Origin of the sequence: Candidatus Ornithobacterium hominis, from assembly GCF_951229915.1 — a bacterium.
Lineage (GTDB): Bacteria > Bacteroidota > Bacteroidia > Flavobacteriales > Weeksellaceae > Ornithobacterium > Ornithobacterium hominis.
Map to the genome: position 1 here is coordinate 570,927 of NZ_OX579588.1, position 14,425 is coordinate 585,351.

Sequence of the window (14,425 nt, forward strand, 5' to 3'; positions counted from 1 at the left end):
CAAAGTTAATGATTTATAAATAGTTGTGAAAATTTTTCAAGGCTTAAAAAAAATAAAAAGACTCAAAAAAAACTTTTGAGCCTTAATAGGAATAATAAAAACTTTGTGTTAATTTTTTATAAGACTTAAGCTTTTATTTGAATTTCATTATGGTTTTTTTAATTAAACGCCCTTACTTAATTGATTTTATAACCTTTTCCACTTTATCCCGCTGCTTTGGGGTCTCGCTTAAGCGGTTATAATCCTCAGGATCAGCAATACCTATGGTAGCCGCAGCCAAAGTGTGGTAGTTGGTATCGTTTAATAATTTATCATAAGCCTCATTGTCAATACCTTCCATAGGTGTAGCATCAATATTTTCGGCAGCACAACTCGTTAGTAAAACGCCTAAAGCGATGTAAACTTGCTGGTCAATCCATGATTGAATTTCGTGTTTTTCTAAAGGCTTTAGAGAATTTTTGTAATAATTTATAGCAGCTTCTGGCAAGTAATTTTTCATATCTTGCTCAAAAAAATCTACGGTTTTTGACCGAAAAATAATGAGACAGCTCGCATTTTTAATTTTTGATTCATTGCTACTCATTGATGCAGCAGCAAATTTTTCTTTTTCTTCCTGATTTTCTACAAATACAAATTGCCAAGGTTGGCTATTGACTGAAGATGGACTCAAACGCAAAATATCTTTGAGCATTTGTATTTTTCCTTCAGGAAGTTTCTGGTCAGAATATTGTTTCACTGCATACCTTTGTTGCATAGCTTCTTTGATCATCTGAATTTTATTTTTTTAAGTTTATCATAATTCAGCAATCTGTATGCCTAAATTTTATATGAAAAAATAAAAGCCTTTAAAAAATTAAATTTCTAAAGGCTTTAAAAATTTTTATAAAAACTTAATTATTGAATTTCTATCTTTTCAAAATTCTTTGTGCAGCATCAGCCGCTACCGTTAACCCCCCAGCCATCATGATGACATCTTTTAAAACCAAGCGTCCTGCGCCAGAAAGGTAGGGGAAACCGTGCCTTGGTGTGGGCATATCACCGCCCAAATTGGGTACATAAACCTCTGGCGTTGTGATAAGAAACGAGAGCGTGACGATGGACATCCCAAAGGTTAGAATCCCGCCCCAAAAGCCAATTTCAGCAGACCAAATCCCCAAAAATGTTAGTAGACCGATGATGCAAATTACAGTGCCCAAGCCGTAAGAGAAAATATAAGTTCCATTTTCTTTGTGCCATTCAATGTTTTTTTGCACCATTTTCCCTTCTGGATTTCGGTGCAATTTATATTGCGCGACTTCTTCGCCCTGCTCATTTACCGCTGTTTTGCCCGTATTGTTATAGAAAAAAGACATAAAAGGACTGTTAGTCACAAACGGAACAATGCCATCAGCTTCGTACTGAAAAGCCTTTAGCCCGCCAATCCAAGCCATCACGATAAAAATAGCTACGCGGATGAAATTGATAAACTGAGGTTGTAATGCCGCAATGGCAGTGTAAATATTTTTCATGATTTTAAAAATTTTTTCAAAATTAAGAAATTAAGTGACTTTGTGAAATGGATAAATTTGTGATTTACATGGATTTTTTTGCCACGATAGAGATTCCGACCTTATCTCTAAATTGTTGTGGTGAAACGCCAACCTCTTTTTTGAAATATCGGCTGAAATAAAACTCATCACTGAAGGATAAATCAAGTGCAATTTTTTTGATAGGATTTTGAGTTAAATGCAACATTTTTTTAGCCTCCAAAACCACACGTTCCCGAATTAAAACTGAAGGTGAAATTCCATATAAATTCTTAATTTTTTTACTGAACGAAGAGGCGTTTAGCCCAAATTTCTCTGCATAGAATGAGACACTTCTGTTTTCTATGAATTCTTTTTCGAGTAATTTTTGGAAATCTTTAAGTTCTTGATTTTCTTTTATTTTGGGTTCTATTTTTTTCACCAATTCGCTCTTCTCTTTGCTGGCAATGGCTAGAATCAGTTGCAGATAAGTGCGTAGGATCGAAAGACTAAATTCATCTTGAGCATCGACATAATTTTTCATTTTTTTGAAGATATTTTGAATTTCTGAAAAAAACTGATTTTCCATCGGTACAAAAGCTTGAAAATAAATATTATTGAACAGCAAACCATTGCAAGCAACCTCTTTTTTATGATATTCGATGCAGTAAAAATCACCATGAAACTTTAGGCAAAAAACAGGTTGATTTTCCCAGTTTTCCCAAGAAAGAAGCTGGTAGGGCGATAAAAATAATAAAGAATTGGCAGGAATATCAAAGCTAGAGAAGTTAATAGAGACGCTGGCTTTAGCATTTGTCAAAAAAATTAAATAATAGGGTTCATGCCACTTTTTATGCTTGCTAAGGTTGATGTTTTCTTCAATTTTTATCATCAGATAAGATTCAGTATTTTGAGAATGATAAAAGTAACTTATTTTTTTAGGCTTAAAAAATTTTATACCTAATTATAGAAAGTGTATTTTTGTATAACTGCTAAAAATAATTAATTATGAAACTTTGGGATAAAGGGTTTAGTGTCAATCAACAAATCGAAAACTTCACCGTGGGCAAAGACCGTGAGCTAGATGGCTATTTGGCTAAATATGATATGCTGGCATCAAAGGCTCAGGCAAATATGTTAACAAAGAAAGGCTTGCTGAGTGAAGAAGAAAATCAGAGTTTGCAAAAGGCTTTAGATCAATTATTGGAAAAAGAGATCAAGGGTGAGTTTTTCATCGATGAAGGCTTTGAAGATATGCATTCCAAAATTGAAGCAGAACTTATCAAAACTTGTGGAGATGCGGGTAAAAAAATTCATACAGCTCGCTCAAGAAATGACCAAGTTTTGGTTGCAATACAGTTGTTTCACAAAGATTATTTGGAGCAAGTAATGGCAAAAATTAAAGAACTTTCTTCTATTCTACTAGAAAAAGCAAAGGAGCACAAAGATGATTTGTTGCCAGGCTATACCCATTTTCAGGCAGCGATGCCAAGTAGTTTTGGGCTGTGGTTTTCTGCCTATGCAGAGAATCTAATTTCTGATGCTGCCTTCTTGCAAGCAGCCTACACGGTAGCAGATCAAAATCCGCTGGGTTCTGGAGCTGGCTTTGGGACAAGTTTTGATATAGATAGAGACCAAACAACGCAAGAGTTAGGCTTCAATTCGATGGCGGTATCTTCTGTGGGAGCTCAAATGCTCAGAGGTAAAACCGAGAAAGCAGTAGCGATGGCAATGGCGATGCTGGGTGGAACGCTTTCTAAACTGAGTTATGATTTGGTGATGTACAATAGCCAAGATATGGGTTTTGTGAAATTACCTAATGAAATGACAACGGGTTCGAGCATCATGCCACACAAGAAAAATCCCGATGTCTTTGAATTGACGCGTGCGCACTGCAACCGAATTCAGGCACTGCCGAATGACGTAATGCTTTGTATCAATAACTTGCCAAGTGGTTATCATCGTGATTTTCAAATTTTAAAGGAAATTTTGATAGAGCCGATGTTACAATTTCAGAATATTCTCGATATTCTGATTTTTGCATTGCCACAGCTAGAAATCAAACAAGATTACATGAATCAAGCGAAATATGATAGTATTTATACCGTAGAGAATATCAACAAAAAAATTCAAGAAGGTGTGCCCTTCAGAGATGCGTATAGAGACGTAGGCCTCTCTGTAGAAGATGGCAGCTACGAGCCGCTAAAAAGTTTTAAAACGCAACACGTTGGGAGCATTCATGATTTAGGCTTAGATCGAATTCATGCTAAATTGGAAGCTTTAAAATTGAATTAATTACTGAATGATTTTCTTTCTATTACTAGCTTCTGTTTTACTAGGAGCTTTGCTGGGAGAGGTTTTGACCAAAAACAATACTTGGAAAAAAGCTTTTCTGACCTTCAGCGGTGCTTATTTATTGGGAATTGTGATTTTAGAAATTTTCCCACATTATTTTGAGCACGGGCACAATGCACATCATTTAGGCTTATTTGTAATTTTTGGTGTGCTTTTACAGATACTCTTGGAAGGCTTAAGTAAAGGAGCAGAGCACGGGCATTTCCATTCAGAGGACAAGAATCATTTTCCTGTAACTGTATTTATAGGCTTATTTATTCATGCCTTTATAGAAGGAATCCCAGCGCAAGAGTCCATTGGGAAAGGCTTTATAGCGGGAATACTAGTACATAAAGTCCCTGTTGCAGCGATTTTATACACATTTTTAAAGCCTTTAAAAATTCAGAAGAGAATCTTGTATCTATCAATCTTTGCTTTTGCTGCCCCCGCAGGTCATTTACTGGGGCAGTATTTGCCTCAGGGCATATTACAAGTCTCCTTGGGGATGACGGCAGGCATATTTTTGCATATTTCGTCAGTTATAATTTTTGAAAGTGCAGATCACCACAAAATGAAACTTTATAAATTTATATCCCTACTAGCTGGGATTGCCTTAGCTTACGCATCAGTCGAATTGTTGCAGCATTGATTTTATCGCTGTTTGATAAAATGAATGATTAAAGCCAGCCAACCTAAAATCATTAGCAACCCGCCCAGTGGAGTGATTGGGCCTAAAATTTTGTTTGGGATATTGACTTTTTCTGAAAATGATAACAGAAAAATACTGAATGAAAATAAAAAACTACCGATAATCAATCCTCTAGCAGCATTTTTTGCCCAAAAATCTTGAAAATCTAAGCAGAATCCTAAAATTAACAAAACGATGGCAGCAAACATCAGGTAGCGAACGCCGACTTCAAAGCTCAGTAGCTTCTCGGCAGAAATTATTTTTTTGAAGGCATGAGCACCAAATGCACCTAAAATTACGGAAAGTGTACCATAAATTCCAGCTATAATTAAAACTAAATTTTTCATTTTTCATTCATGTTATTGATGAAATTTTTTAAATATTGAGGTTCAAAATAAGCTAAATCCTCAAAAATTCCATTCTTAAATTCATTATATCCTAAAACACCTAAAGTCTTTGCTGAAGGTAAAACAGGCTGAACTTGAGCTTCAATTTCTAAAGGCTTTAAAAATTCTGCTGTTTTTTCAGCTCCGTCACCCAGCAAAATGATTTTTTGATTTTTATAAGGCTTAAAAAAATCTTCATTTAAAACTAAGGCTTGGGTCGGTTTAATTTTTTGAAATTGATGATTGAAGACAGCACAATAGATTTCATCCCGCCTTGCATCAATCGTAGGAATAATAATTTCAGATTCACCTTCAGCTTGCAGCGCTAAGGCACTGAGTGTATCTACACTCACCAATGGAATGTCTAAAGAAAAACAAAAAGCTTTGGCACTTGAAACGCCAATGCGTAACCCAGTGTAAGAGCCCGGCCCAGCGGAAACGATAACACCACTCAAGTCAAAAAACTGTAAATCAACCGTTTCTAATGCCCATTTAACAAAGCAGTTGAGCATCTCGGCATGAATATAGGCTTCGCTGGATTGCTCAACGAGGCTGATGCAGTCTTTGTTTTCAAAAATAGCGATGGAGCAATTTTTGCTTGCAGTTTCAAGGGCTAATAAATAAGACATATTATGAAAGATAAATTTTTTGCCTGCGTAAAATTGGTGAATTCAAGTAATAAATGCACGGGTTTGGAATACATTTTAAGATTGAAATTCGAGTAAACTAATGACTTCCACATCAGATTTTAAATTTTTTAAGCCTTGTAAAAAATTTAATTGAATAAGGAAACTGTATTGCACGGGTTTTGCTCCCACTTTCTCAATGAGGTTAGACGCCGCCCTTGCAGTTCCGCCAGTGGCCAAGACATCGTCATGAATTAAAACTCGCTGCCCAAGCTGAATCTGATTTTCAATGATTTCTAAAGTCGCTTCGCCGTACTCCAATTGGTAGGTTTCAGAAACGGTAGGCGGAGGCAGTTTCCCCTTTTTTCGCATCATAACGAAAGGAACATCTAAGGCTAGTGCCAATGGAAATCCGAATAAAAAACCTCTGCTTTCTATACCGCATACGAGATCAACTTTTCCCTTTGCATGGCTTGCTAAGCTTTGAATAACTTCGTTAGAAAGCTCCGAGTTTTGGAAAATTCCACTGAAATCTTTGAACGAAACTCCAGGCTGTGGAAAATCCTCAATTACACGAATGTGATTTTTAATTTTTTCTTCTAATACCCCCATATAAAAAGTAACTTTGCCAAATATAATGAACATCGTGCCATAATCCAAAGAATTACAAATTGTTTACCTTTGTTCCATCAACTATTAAAATTACATCGAATGGCGTTTCGTCGAATTTTAAAATTTATTAAGCCTTATAAAATTTATTTGTTTTTCACGATTTTCTTTAACGTGCTATACTCCTTACTAGCCATTGTTTCTGTGACTTCACTTTTCCCGATTTTACAAATTTTGTTTAAGAATACTGGGGCGCAAGTGACCAACGCCATGCCAGAGACGCCCCAAGCTTGGACATTTGAGAATGCACAGCAGAAATTAAATGATTACATCGTTCAAAACATTGCAGAGCATGGCGCTTTACACGTACTAGCTGTGCTTTGTGTGGTAACCATAACTCTTTTTTTCTTACGGAATTTATTTCGTTATTTGGCACAATATTTCATGGTTGGTTTGCGCTCAGCAATTAGTTTTGATATACGGAGAGATTTGTACCATAAAATTTTAAACCTTCCAGTTTCATTCTTTACCGAGCAGCGGAAGGGCGATTTTATGAGTCGAGTATCTAGCGATGTAGATAACATTCAGCGTTTTATGCTTATGCCTTTGATTGAAATTATACGCTCTCCATTCATGATTATAGCCACACTCAGTATGCTTTTTTATATGAATTTAGAGCTTACATTGGTGACTTTGGCGTTGCTACCCATCATGGGATTTGTGATAAGTACTATTTCTAAAAGCCTCAAAAAAGATGCTCGGAAGGCTCAAGGGAGATTAGGTATTTTAATCTCTAAAGTTGAAGAAACTTTAAACGCCTCAAAAATTATTAAAATTTTTAATGCACAATCTCGCTTAGAGAAGAATTTTGAAGAGACGAATTCCTATTGGCGAAAATTCACTAATCGTGTAGAGAGAAAGTCAGAGCTTTCTTCGCCTACATCAGAGTTTCTTGGCTCGATGACGATGATTATGCTCGTATGGTACGGGGGGAAATTAATCATACAAGAGGAGAGCATGTCGGGAGAAGTTTTCTTGACTTTTGTTGGCTTGTTTTTCCAAATGCTAGACCCAGCGAAGAGTTTGTCTAAAACCGTTTCAGACATTTCGAGAGGAACGGCGAGTGCAGAACGGGTATTAGAAATTTTAGATTTAGCCTTGGAAGATGAAAGTAATAAAAAATTCATTCCTTTTGAAAATTTTGAAGACCGAATTGAGTTTAAAAACGTTTGGTTTCGGTACAATGACCAGCAATGGGTCGTCAAAGATTTTAGCCTAAGCGTTCGCAAAGGGGAAACGGTGGCTTTGGTAGGGCAGTCAGGGAGCGGAAAAACGACGATAGCTAATTTGCTTTCTAAATTTTACTTGCCTACTTGTGGGCAAATTTTGATAGACGGGAAAGATATTTCTGAAATCAATAGTGTTGATTTTCGTTCACATTTAGGTATGGTCACGCAAGAATCTGTCTTGTTCAACGATTCAATTTTTGCCAACATTCACATTGGTAAAGAAGAAGCGAGTTTAGAAGAGGTGGAAAATGCAGCAAAAATAGCTAATGCGTATGATTTCATTCAGCAATTCCCAGAAGGATTTACCACAAATATAGGCGAAGGCGGCGGTAAACTCTCGGGCGGGCAAAAGCAGCGTATTTCCATAGCAAGAGCCATACTCAAAAACCCTGCAATCATGATTCTAGATGAGGCAACTTCAGCACTCGATACGCAATCAGAACGCTTGGTGCAAGAAGCGTTAGAACATATGATGCAGAATCGAACGAGTTTAATCATAGCGCACCGCCTAAGTACGATTCAAAAAGCGGATAAAATTGTTGTGATGAAAGACGGTGAAATCATAGAAATTGGGAGACATCAAGAATTGATGGAGAAAAACGGTGTTTATGCTCAATTGATTGCGATGCAAAATTTTAGTTAATCTTTTTTGAAAGGTTCAACGTGAATCAAAACATTGTAAATGCTAAGGTGTTTTCTGTGGTTCATAAAAATTTTTAAAGCTTTTAAAAATAATAAAAACTGCAGATAGAATAATAAATAAAACGATAATAAAGGTAATCAAAGGTTCTGCTTTTCCGTGACCATACGGGTGGTCTTCATCAGGCGGGCGACTGGCATAGCTGAAGCCAAAAATGCTGAGAATAGATGCAAAAATATCAGCTAAAGACTCAATTGCATCGGCAATCAGAGCAAAAGAATTTCCGATAATTCCTGTAATGCCTTTGGCTAAAACCAAAAATAAGTTGATGGCTAAGCCAACAAAAAGGTTTTTTTTGACTTTTTTGATTTTTGAGCTTTGCATAACACTACAAGAGTAAATGAATTTTCCATTAAATTTAGAATTTATAATTTTGCACCAATTTTTAAAAGCCTAATAAAAAATCATTTTCGCATGCCAAAGAATTTAGTCATTGTAGAGTCCCCAGCTAAAGCAAAAACTATTCAAAAGTACTTAGGAGAAGACTTTCGTGTAGAGTCCAGTTTTGGGCATATAGCAGATTTGCCCAAGAAAAACATGGGAATTGATATTTCTAATAATTTTGAACCTATTTACGAAATTTCGCCTGATAAGAAAGAAGTTGTCGCTAAGCTCAGAAGATTGAGCAAAGAAGCCAGTGTGGTTTGGCTAGCATCTGATGAAGACCGTGAGGGAGAAGCGATTGCTTGGCATTTGTATCAGCAATTGGGTTTAAAGGCAAATGAAACGAAACGAATTGTGTTTAATGAAATTACCAAAAAAGCCATTCTCAATGCGATTGAAAACCCGAGAGAAATAGATGAAAACTTAGTCAATGCCCAGCAAGCACGGCGAATTCTAGACCGCTTAGTTGGGTTTGAAATGTCGCCTGTCTTATGGAAAAAAGTAAAGCCAGGGCTCTCGGCTGGGCGGGTGCAATCGGTGGCCGTTCGCTTGATTGTGGAGCGCGAAAAAGAGATTTTGGACTTCACACCAGAAAATAGCTTTAAAGTTACAGGAGATTTCCAACTGAAATCGGGGGAAATATTTAGTGCACATTTAAATCATGATTTTGAAGATTTTTCAAGCCTTAGAAAATTTATAGAAAAATGCCAATCTGCTGAGTTTTCTGTCGGGGAAATTGATAAAAAACTAGGTAAAAGAAATCCATCGGCTCCGTTCACAACGTCAACTTTGCAGCAAGAAGCTTCACGAAAGTTAGGCTTCTCAGTAGCTAGAACGATGCGCGTGGCTCAGCAGTTGTATGAGAGCGGTTTAATTACTTATATGCGTACCGACAGCGTAAATTTATCAAGCGAAGCAATTTCTGCGGCATCGCATTACATTGAAGAAAATTTTGGGAAAGAATATAAGCAAGTCCGAAAATATACCTCTAAAACAAAAGGTGCGCAAGAAGCACACGAAGCGATTCGCCCTACAAACCTGCGAATGGAACAGGGCGGAGCAGATGCTTCTCAACAGCGATTGTACGATTTGATTTGGAAACGAACCATCGCTAGCCAAATGGCAGAGGCAAAGCTGGAAAAAACGACGATAGATGTGGATATGTCTAATCAGAAAAAGCACGTCTTCCGCGGGAAAGGAGAGGTGGTGTTGTTTGATGGATTTTTAAGGGTTTACCAAGAAAGCACTGATGATGATGAGATGGTGCAACCGAAGGGGATGACGATTTTGCCACCGATGGAAAAGGGTGATGTACTGATACCGAATTCAATTTTTGGTTTAGAAAAATTTACCCGACACCCAGCTCGTTACTCAGAAGCTAGTTTGGTAAAGAAATTAGAAGAATTGGGCATTGGTCGCCCTTCTACCTACGCACCAACAATTAGCACGATACAGAAGAGAAAGTATGTTGAAATTGTGAATTTAGAAGGAGAGAAGCGAAAGCTAAAAGCAATTCGCCTAGAGAAACAAAAAATAAAAGAATTTACTGAAAATGAGATCTTTGGAGCTGATAAACGAAAGCTGAAACCTACCGATGTAGGCATTGTAGTTAATGACTTTTTGGTAAATTATTTCAAAAACATCATGGATTACCAGTTTACGGCAAAAGTAGAAGAAGATTTTGATGAAATTGCTGCTGGAAAAGAAGATTGGTTTAAGATTTTGGATGAGTTTTATGGTAGTTTCCACAAAAATGTAACGGATGTAGAAGAAAACGCTGACCGTGCAACGGGAGAAAGACTTTTAGGCAAAGACCCTGAGACGGGCAAAAATGTTTATGCTAGAATTGGACGATACGGAGCGATGGTTCAGATTGGAGAAACTGAAGAGGAAGAGAAGCCAAAATTTTCTGGGCTAAATCCTAATCAAAATATTTCTACCATTACACTAGAAGAAGCTTTGAAACTTTTTGAGCTTCCTAAAGATTTAGGAGAGTATAAAAAAGAACCAGTTTCGGTGAACGTAGGGCGTTATGGACCCTATGTAAAGTTTGGTGAAAAGTATATCTCTCTACCAAAAGACCTAGACCCCAATGAAGTTAATTTGGCACAAGCCCAAGAAGTGATTGATGCAAAACTGAAAGAAGAAGCACCGATAGCAGAATACGAAGGGAAAGAAGTGACGAAAGGCACAGGGCGATTTGGCCCGTTCATTAAATGGAATAATTGGTTCATCAATGTAAGCAAAAAGTATGATTTTGATAATCTTTCCTCAAAAGATATAAAAGAACTCATAGAGGCTAAAAAGAAAAAGGAAAACGAAAAAATAGTCAAAGTATTTGAAAAAGAGGGAATTAGAATAGAGAAGGCACGGTGGAAAAGACACAACATCATCCAAGGGAAAACCAAAGTCGAGGTGGCTAAAGATGTAGACGTTTTGAATATGACCTTAGAAGAGGCGCAAAAAATATTAGCCATAAAAACCACGAAAAAATCGGCAAATAAAAAAACTAAAAAGACAAAAAAATAATGAATATTTTTGAATTTTTGGAACCCAACGCAGATGATTTTATTTACGAGGAATCAAGTATCGGCAGGGGATTTGTGAACTTCAATCCATCAGAGATTCAACACGGGAGCATTTATATTCTTGGCGTCCAGAATCATTTTGGTACAGAATATGAATTCTCAAAATCAATCTTAGTAGAATGGTGGCGTTCTTTTAAAAAATTATATCCCAATAATTGGAAAAGACCAATTTGGGATCTAGGTGTGCTGATAGAAGGAGAAGATACCAGTCAATTTTTATATGCCTTTGATGAAATCGTATCAAGCATTCAAAAAAATAAAGGAATTTTGATTCTCGTTGGCGGAACTCAAGCTTTGTCTTTTCATATTTTTAAAGGCTTAGAAAAAAAATTTAAATCAGTTTGCTCGGTAGATAAAAAGCTAGACTTAGAGAATCCAAGAGAGGAAGTAAATGCAAAGAATTGGGTTTCTCACATGATTTTAAAGCCAGAGCATAGGCTATTAAATTATTATAATTTTGGGAGCCAAATCCCGTACAATCAAATTGAAAATCATGACATCTTGGAGCAGCTGAATTTTCAAAACATAGGTTTGGGGAAATTGATTGAGAATCTGAAAAAAGTAGAGCCTTATTTACGGGACTCCCACCTATTGAGCGTAGATATGGGAGCCATGAGCTCAGCTTGCTTTAATTCTACTCAAAACACAGTAAATGGATTGAATGCTAGAGAAATTTGTGGAATGATGAGATATGCAGGCTTGTCTATGGATTTGGATGCACTGCACCTCAGCTTGGCAGATGATAATATAAAGCCAAGCAATGCGGAGCTATTAGCAGAGATGGTTTGGTATTTTATTGATGCGAAAAATAATATGAAAAAAGATGGTGAGGTGCACCGCTACCGAGTGCAATGGGAAGATGAAGAGTTGGTGTTTCTAAAATCAAACCAGTCAGAGCGTTGGTGGATGGAAGTTCAGGTAGATGGAACAACTCAGCGAATTCCATGCGAGGAGCAAGATTATAGAGATTGCCTAAAGGGTGAAATTCCAGAGAAATGGAGTTATTTTTTTAAAAGATTTTTTTAAGCCTTAAAAAAAAATAAAAATTAGATCAAATTTAATTTTTGGTCATTAAATAAAAAATAATAGTTTTACAAACTTTAAAAAAGAAGAATATAATGGTAAGAACTGTTGCATGTATACTTTTGAGTACCATGCTTTTTTCATGTAATTTATTTAATGGAAAGGGTAGCAGATCGAATGACAGAGGTATGATTATACCAAGTAAGAAATCGAAAAACTTCTCACCAGAAAGACCAGTGGGAATGGTGGCAATACCAGGAGGCTCTTTTGTAATGGGGCAAACAGATTATGACTTTGCTCAGCAAAAAAACGCTTCACCCAAAACAGTTTCAGTTTCGGGATTCTTTATGGATGATACAGAAATCCGAAATTCGGAATACCAAGAATTTGTTTCATATGTAAGAGATAGTATTGTTCGCCAAAGATTAGCAGAGCGTGCTTATGAATTGGGCTACGATGGTACTGCAAATACCGCCAGTGGGCAAGGGGGGATAAGTGATTTCGCATTTAAAGCGAAAGATAATGCAACTGGTGAGCAATCAGCTTACCTACAATATGTGAATGAAATGGCTGATGGACGTAGCGGGTATGAATCTGAAAGGCAATTGAATTGGGATATTCCTATTATTTGGGATAAATATGAGTACCCTGATCGTGATTATGTAGAAGTGATGGAGGCTTTGTATTATCCACCAAAAGACCGATTTAATGGGGAAAGAATATTAGATGTTCGTAAATTGAATTTTGTGTTTACTGAAGTTGATAAAAATAAAGCTGCGAGAACTGCGAATAGCAAACGCCAAGACTTTGTAGTTACTGACACGGTAAATGTTTATCCTGACACAACAGTTTGGGTAAGAGATTTTAACTATGCATACAACGACCCATTGCATGAAGATTACTTTTGGAATGAAGCTTATGCCGATTATCCTGTAGTTGGTGTAACTTGGAGTCAGGCAAAAGCTTTTTGTGTTTTTAGAACTAAAAAACATCAAGATTATAAAAGATCACGAAGAAAAAATAATACAGAAAACGTAATTCAATATCGCTTGCCTACAGAGGTAGAATGGGAATATGCAGCTCGAGGAGGTATACAAAATGCTCCTTACCCTTGGGGAGGTCCTTATTTGACGGATAGTAGAGGTTGCTACCTAGCTAATTTCAAGCCGAAAAGAGGAGATTATGTAGAAGATTGCTGTGCTAAGTCAAAAAAATCTGGCTTTATTTATACAGCACCAGTGAAAACATTTCATCCTAATGGCTATGGGCTATACGATATGGCAGGAAATGTAGCCGAATGGACTCAATCTCCTTACGGAACTTCATCTGGAGAATATACAGGGACGCTAAACCCTTATTTGGGCACTGGAAAAGATACAGATAGAAAAACCGTGAAAGGAGGCTCTTGGAAAGATGTAGGCTATATGCTTATGGTAGGAAATAGAGATAACGAGCATAAAGACTCTGCAAGAAGTTATATCGGATTTAGAACCGTACAATCCATCCCAGAGGGATCGGATGTACGCTATAATAGAACAAGACAATAAAATTCAATTTTATACTAATAGAAAAATTATAATTATGGCTTTAAAACCAACAAAAAAAGATTACATCCTGAATATGGTCTATTCCTTAGGAGCAGCAATAGTAATTTTAGGAGCATTATTCAAGATTAACCATTATTCCATAGGCCCATTAGATGGATCTACTGTTTTGTTAGTAGGACTTGGTGTAGAGGCAATTATTTTTGTGATTTTTGCTTTTGATCCACCAGCAGGAGATTACGCTTGGGAAAAAGCGTACCCAGAATTATTAGACGGAAAAGCCTCAGTTGCTAGGAAAGGCAATGCAACTGTTCAAGAAGATTATAATACGCAGATATCTTTGTCTGAGAAATTAGATAAAATGTTGACCGAAGCCAAATTAGATGCCTCTTTAATGAACCGATTGAGAGAAGGAATTCAGAACTTTAGTAGCTCAGTAGATGATATCAATAGAACGATAGATGCCTCTAAAAATACTCAAAAATACGGTGATCAATTGGCTTTAGCTGCTAATCATATGGAATCATTGAATTCTTTGTATCAATCTCAGCTAGAAAGTGGGAAAAGACAAGTGGAATTAAATAAAAAATTCATAGATGAAATGGAAAAATCTGCTACTGGGTCAGAGAAATTCTTGACAGAAATGAATAAATTAACCTCAAACGTTCAAAGTTTGAATCAAGTCTATGGTGGAATGCTATCGGCAATGAGGCAACCACAAGCTTAAATTTTATGAACAATATAAATTT

14 protein-coding genes are annotated in these 14,425 nt (G+C 36.6%); 7 read left to right on the plus strand and 7 right to left on the minus strand.

Features of this window, described 5'->3' with window-relative positions; all coding sequences use genetic code 11:
* Positions 1-172: 172 nt before the first annotated feature.
* The 3 genes from QOX03_RS02565 to QOX03_RS02575 form a co-directional block, all read right to left on the minus strand.
* Complete coding sequence (locus QOX03_RS02565) at positions 173-769, minus strand: nitroreductase family protein (RefSeq protein WP_283671379.1); 597 nt, start codon at positions 767-769, stop codon at positions 173-175.
* A gap of 136 nt (positions 770-905) precedes the next feature.
* Positions 906-1,508, minus strand: coding sequence for a DUF417 family protein (locus tag QOX03_RS02570; protein ID WP_119057905.1), 603 nt, complete (start codon positions 1,506-1,508; stop codon positions 906-908).
* A gap of 64 nt (positions 1,509-1,572) precedes the next feature.
* A complete protein-coding gene (locus QOX03_RS02575; RefSeq protein WP_283671380.1) occupies positions 1,573-2,397 on the minus strand; it encodes a helix-turn-helix domain-containing protein in 825 nt (274 codons plus the stop codon).
* A 116-nt stretch (positions 2,398-2,513) separates the two neighbouring features.
* Here QOX03_RS02575 and argH point away from each other — a divergent pair, with 116 nt between their 5' ends.
* Together argH and QOX03_RS02585 are read left to right on the plus strand one after the other, a co-directional pair.
* Entirely contained in the window at positions 2,514-3,800 is a 1,287-nt protein-coding gene (argH, locus tag QOX03_RS02580; RefSeq protein WP_283671381.1) for an argininosuccinate lyase, read from the plus strand.
* Positions 3,801-3,807: 7 nt separating this feature from the next.
* The gene (locus tag QOX03_RS02585) at positions 3,808-4,488 is read left to right on the plus strand and encodes a ZIP family metal transporter (protein WP_283671382.1); all 681 of its coding nucleotides are present in this window, start codon (positions 3,808-3,810) and stop codon (positions 4,486-4,488) included.
* A 2-nt stretch (positions 4,489-4,490) separates the two neighbouring features.
* Here QOX03_RS02585 and QOX03_RS02590 read toward each other — a convergent pair whose 3' ends face one another.
* The 3 genes from QOX03_RS02590 to QOX03_RS02600 form a co-directional block, all read right to left on the minus strand.
* Positions 4,491-4,874 (minus strand): DUF423 domain-containing protein, encoded by a 384-nt coding sequence (locus QOX03_RS02590; RefSeq protein ID WP_283671383.1) that lies wholly within the window; start codon positions 4,872-4,874, stop codon positions 4,491-4,493.
* Entirely contained in the window at positions 4,871-5,542 is a 672-nt protein-coding gene (gene tsaB / locus QOX03_RS02595; protein ID WP_283671384.1) for a tRNA (adenosine(37)-N6)-threonylcarbamoyltransferase complex dimerization subunit type 1 TsaB, read from the minus strand. Before tsaB ends, QOX03_RS02590 begins: the two co-directional genes overlap by 4 nt.
* A gap of 75 nt (positions 5,543-5,617) precedes the next feature.
* Positions 5,618-6,151, minus strand: a complete 534-nt coding sequence (locus tag QOX03_RS02600; RefSeq protein WP_283671385.1) for an adenine phosphoribosyltransferase — start codon at positions 6,149-6,151, stop codon at positions 5,618-5,620.
* 99 nt (positions 6,152-6,250) lie between these two features.
* On the opposite strand from QOX03_RS02600, the gene QOX03_RS02605 reads away from it, so the two are divergent.
* Positions 6,251-8,080, plus strand: coding sequence for an ABC transporter ATP-binding protein (locus QOX03_RS02605; RefSeq protein ID WP_283671386.1), 1,830 nt, complete (start codon positions 6,251-6,253; stop codon positions 8,078-8,080).
* A 42-nt stretch (positions 8,081-8,122) separates the two neighbouring features.
* On the opposite strand, the gene QOX03_RS02610 is transcribed toward QOX03_RS02605, so the two are convergent.
* Entirely contained in the window at positions 8,123-8,461 is a 339-nt protein-coding gene (locus QOX03_RS02610) for a cation diffusion facilitator family transporter (RefSeq protein WP_283671387.1), read from the minus strand.
* Positions 8,462-8,551: 90 nt separating this feature from the next.
* On the opposite strand from QOX03_RS02610, the gene topA reads away from it, so the two are divergent.
* From topA to porL, 4 genes are all read left to right on the plus strand, one after another.
* Positions 8,552-11,050 carry a type I DNA topoisomerase gene (gene topA, locus QOX03_RS02615; RefSeq protein WP_283671388.1) on the plus strand — a complete coding sequence of 833 codons (2,499 nt, stop codon included), beginning with the start codon at positions 8,552-8,554 and terminating at the stop codon, positions 11,048-11,050.
* A complete protein-coding gene (locus tag QOX03_RS02620) occupies positions 11,050-12,135 on the plus strand; it encodes an arginase family protein (protein ID WP_283671389.1) in 1,086 nt (361 codons plus the stop codon). Before topA ends, QOX03_RS02620 begins: the two co-directional genes overlap by 1 nt.
* A 92-nt stretch (positions 12,136-12,227) precedes the next feature.
* Positions 12,228-13,679 carry a T9SS ring complex lipoprotein PorK/GldK gene (porK, locus tag QOX03_RS02625; RefSeq protein WP_434800611.1) on the plus strand — a complete coding sequence of 484 codons (1,452 nt, stop codon included), beginning with the start codon at positions 12,228-12,230 and terminating at the stop codon, positions 13,677-13,679.
* A gap of 34 nt (positions 13,680-13,713) precedes the next feature.
* Positions 13,714-14,403 (plus strand): type IX secretion system motor protein PorL/GldL, encoded by a 690-nt coding sequence (gene porL / locus QOX03_RS02630; protein ID WP_283671390.1) that lies wholly within the window; start codon positions 13,714-13,716, stop codon positions 14,401-14,403.
* The last annotated feature ends 22 nt before the right edge of the window (positions 14,404-14,425 follow it).

What these genes read in the sequence shown, in the direction of transcription:
- topA (WP_283671388.1), top strand. Translation starts at nt 8,552, where the DNA reads ATGCCAAAGAATTTAGTCATTGTAGAGTCCCCAGCTAAAGCAAAAACT.
- argH (WP_283671381.1), top strand. Translation starts at nt 2,514, where the DNA reads ATGAAACTTTGGGATAAAGGGTTTAGTGTCAATCAACAAATCGAAAAC.
- QOX03_RS02600 (WP_283671385.1), bottom strand. Translation starts at nt 6,151, where the DNA reads ATGGGGGTATTAGAAGAAAAAATTAAAAATCACATTCGTGTAATTGAG.
- QOX03_RS02610 (WP_283671387.1), bottom strand. Translation starts at nt 8,461, where the DNA reads ATGCAAAGCTCAAAAATCAAAAAAGTCAAAAAAAACCTTTTTGTTGGC.
- QOX03_RS02605 (WP_283671386.1), top strand. Translation starts at nt 6,251, where the DNA reads ATGGCGTTTCGTCGAATTTTAAAATTTATTAAGCCTTATAAAATTTAT.
- QOX03_RS02590 (WP_283671383.1), bottom strand. Translation starts at nt 4,874, where the DNA reads ATGAAAAATTTAGTTTTAATTATAGCTGGAATTTATGGTACACTTTCC.
- tsaB (WP_283671384.1), bottom strand. Translation starts at nt 5,542, where the DNA reads ATGTCTTATTTATTAGCCCTTGAAACTGCAAGCAAAAATTGCTCCATC.
- QOX03_RS02575 (WP_283671380.1), bottom strand. Translation starts at nt 2,397, where the DNA reads ATGATAAAAATTGAAGAAAACATCAACCTTAGCAAGCATAAAAAGTGG.
- QOX03_RS02585 (WP_283671382.1), top strand. Translation starts at nt 3,808, where the DNA reads ATGATTTTCTTTCTATTACTAGCTTCTGTTTTACTAGGAGCTTTGCTG.
- porK (WP_434800611.1), top strand. Translation starts at nt 12,228, where the DNA reads ATGGTAAGAACTGTTGCATGTATACTTTTGAGTACCATGCTTTTTTCA.
- QOX03_RS02565 (WP_283671379.1), bottom strand. Translation starts at nt 769, where the DNA reads ATGATCAAAGAAGCTATGCAACAAAGGTATGCAGTGAAACAATATTCT.
- QOX03_RS02620 (WP_283671389.1), top strand. Translation starts at nt 11,050, where the DNA reads ATGAATATTTTTGAATTTTTGGAACCCAACGCAGATGATTTTATTTAC.
- porL (WP_283671390.1), top strand. Translation starts at nt 13,714, where the DNA reads ATGGCTTTAAAACCAACAAAAAAAGATTACATCCTGAATATGGTCTAT.
- QOX03_RS02570 (WP_119057905.1), bottom strand. Translation starts at nt 1,508, where the DNA reads ATGAAAAATATTTACACTGCCATTGCGGCATTACAACCTCAGTTTATC.